The organism is Streptomyces sp. (assembly GCF_035644915.1).
Lineage (GTDB): Bacteria > Actinomycetota > Actinomycetes > Streptomycetales > Streptomycetaceae > Streptomyces.
Genome location: NZ_DASQNP010000075.1, coordinates 1 through 2,191 on the forward strand (window position 1 = coordinate 1; position 2,191 = coordinate 2,191).

Annotated in this window: 2 protein-coding genes; one reads left to right on the top strand and one right to left on the bottom strand. The window is 75.2% G+C overall.

The features are described 5' to 3' along the window. Positions 1–131: 131 nt before the first annotated feature. Positions 132–1,466, top strand: coding sequence for an SGNH/GDSL hydrolase family protein (locus tag VE546_RS08595; RefSeq protein ID WP_324920304.1), 1,335 nt, complete (start codon positions 132–134; stop codon positions 1,464–1,466). Positions 1,467–1,549: 83 nt separating this feature from the next. Here VE546_RS08595 and VE546_RS08600 read toward each other — a convergent pair. Beyond that, on the bottom strand, positions 1,550–2,191 hold a 642-nt coding region (locus tag VE546_RS08600; protein ID WP_324920306.1), incomplete at its 5' end, for a maleylpyruvate isomerase N-terminal domain-containing protein.

The following is a 2,191-nucleotide window of genomic DNA, read 5'->3' on the forward strand; positions in this document are numbered from 1 at the left end:
TCGGTCCCTGGGACCGCCCGGACACCCCGCCGCGCGTTCCGTGCGCACGGCGGGGTTCTGTTCCTCCGCCCCGACCGGTTAGCGTCACGCGGCACGAGACGACAACCGACCCCCCGAAAGGCCCGCGTCCCATGAGAAGAAGATCGCCCTTAGCCGGCCTGGTCGCCGCGGCGGCCCTCGCCGCGACCGTCCTCACGGCGTCCGCCGTGACCGGCGCCCTGGACCCGGCGGCGGACCGCGGCGAGTCCGGCCCGGCCGGCGCCCCGGCACCGGCGGCCGGGCGGAGCGCGCACTGGGTGCACACCTGGACGTCGATGCCGCAGCTCACCGAGCCGCACAACATGCCGCCCGCCCCCTTCACCCAGGACGGCCTGGTCCTGGACGACACCACGCTGCGGCAGACCGTCCGCGTCTCGGTCGGCGGGGACAGGATGCGGCTGCGCTTCTCCAACGCCTTCGGGGGTGCGGCGCTGCCCATCACCGCCGTCTCCGTGGCGCTCCCGCTCGACGGGCGTGCCGGCGCCCGCGCGGTGGAGCCGGGGACCTCCCGGCCGGTGACCTTCAACGGCAGGCCCTCGACGGTGATCCCGGTCGGGGCGCAGATGGTCTCCGATCCGCTGGACTTCGACGTGGCGCCCCGGTCCGACCTCACCGTGACCGTCTACCTGGCCGAGGGGCAGGCCTCGAACGACATCACCTCGCACCCCGGCTCCAGGACCACCTCCCACCTGCTGCGCGGCAATCACGTCGCGGAGCAGGACCTGCCGGGGGCGACCCCGGTGGACCACTGGTACTTCCTGAGCGGCGTCGAGGTGTGGTCCAAGCGGCCCACCAGGGCGGTCGCCGTCCTGGGCGACTCGCTGACCGACGGCCGGGGCTCCACCACCAACGGCAACGACCGCTGGCCGGACCAGTGGTCGGACCGGCTCCGGTCCCGCCCGGGCACCTCCGGCATCGCCGTCCTGAACCAGGCGGCCGGCGGCAACCGGGTGCTGAACGACGGCCTGGGCCCCAACGTCCTGGCGCGGCTGGACCGCGACGTGCTGGCGCAGAGCGGCGTCACCTGGCTGATCGTCTTCGAGGGGATCAACGACATCGGCACCGCCGAGGCGACGGAGGCCGCCCAGAAGCAGGTCGCGGCCGATCTGGTGGCGGCCTACGAGCAGATCGTCACCCGGGCCCACGCGCAGGGCATCACGGTGTACGGCGCGACGCTGCTCCCCTTCGGGGGCAACGAGATGTACGACGACGCGGCGGGGCACCGCGAGGCGGCCCGGCAGGCGGTCAACCGGTGGATCCGCACCAGCGGCCGGTTCGACGGCGTGATCGACTTCGACCGGGCGGCGCGCGACCCGGAGAACCCCCGGCGGCTCAGGCCGTCGATCGACACCGGCGACCACCTGCACCTGAACCCGGCGGGCTACCGGCTGCTGGCCGACTCCGTCCCTGACCGGCTGTTCCGCTAGGCGCGTTCCGCCGTCGGGTTCCGGTACCGGGTGCCGGTGGTGTCCGGCCGCCCCGGCGCCCGGCGGCGCTCAGGGCACCACGCTCAGGGCACCAGGGGCCCGTCCAGTACGCGCTGCCCGGCGGCCCGGTCGCCCTCCCACGCGAGCGCCTCCCCGTCGGCGGGGAGACGGCGCCACAGCATCAGCAGGAGGTTCTCCGCGGTGGCGGAGACCGCGGCGACCGGGACGCCCGGGCCGTACGTCCACGACGCCCCGGTGTCCGTGGCCGTCAGGCGCAGGGCGTGGCCGGGCGGAGCGGTGCGGCCCCGCGCGACCATGCGCGGGGCCGGCACCTCGAAGACCTCGGCCACCCCGTCGCCGGCCAGTTCCGCGTCGATCGGGCGGACCGTCCCCAGGTGTGCTCGGCGTCCCAGCGGTGCACCACCGTCTCCAGACAGCGGCACCGCTGCCAGAAGCCCACCGTGTTCGGGGGGGTGGAACGTCCAGGCGGGGGCGGACGGATCGGTGTCCAGGGCGTCCAGCAGCGTCGCGGAGGTCACCTGGAACCACCGCACCGCCTCCGGTTCCTCCGGCACCGCCGCGTACCCGCCGTGGCCGTGTCCCTCGGTCACGGCCGTCGCCGCCCACAGGTTGCCCCTGCCCAGGTGCTCCGCCAGGTCGCGCAGCGTCCAGTCGCCGCAGTGCTCCACCGGGACGGACAGGTCACCGCCCAGGCAGGCCCGGAA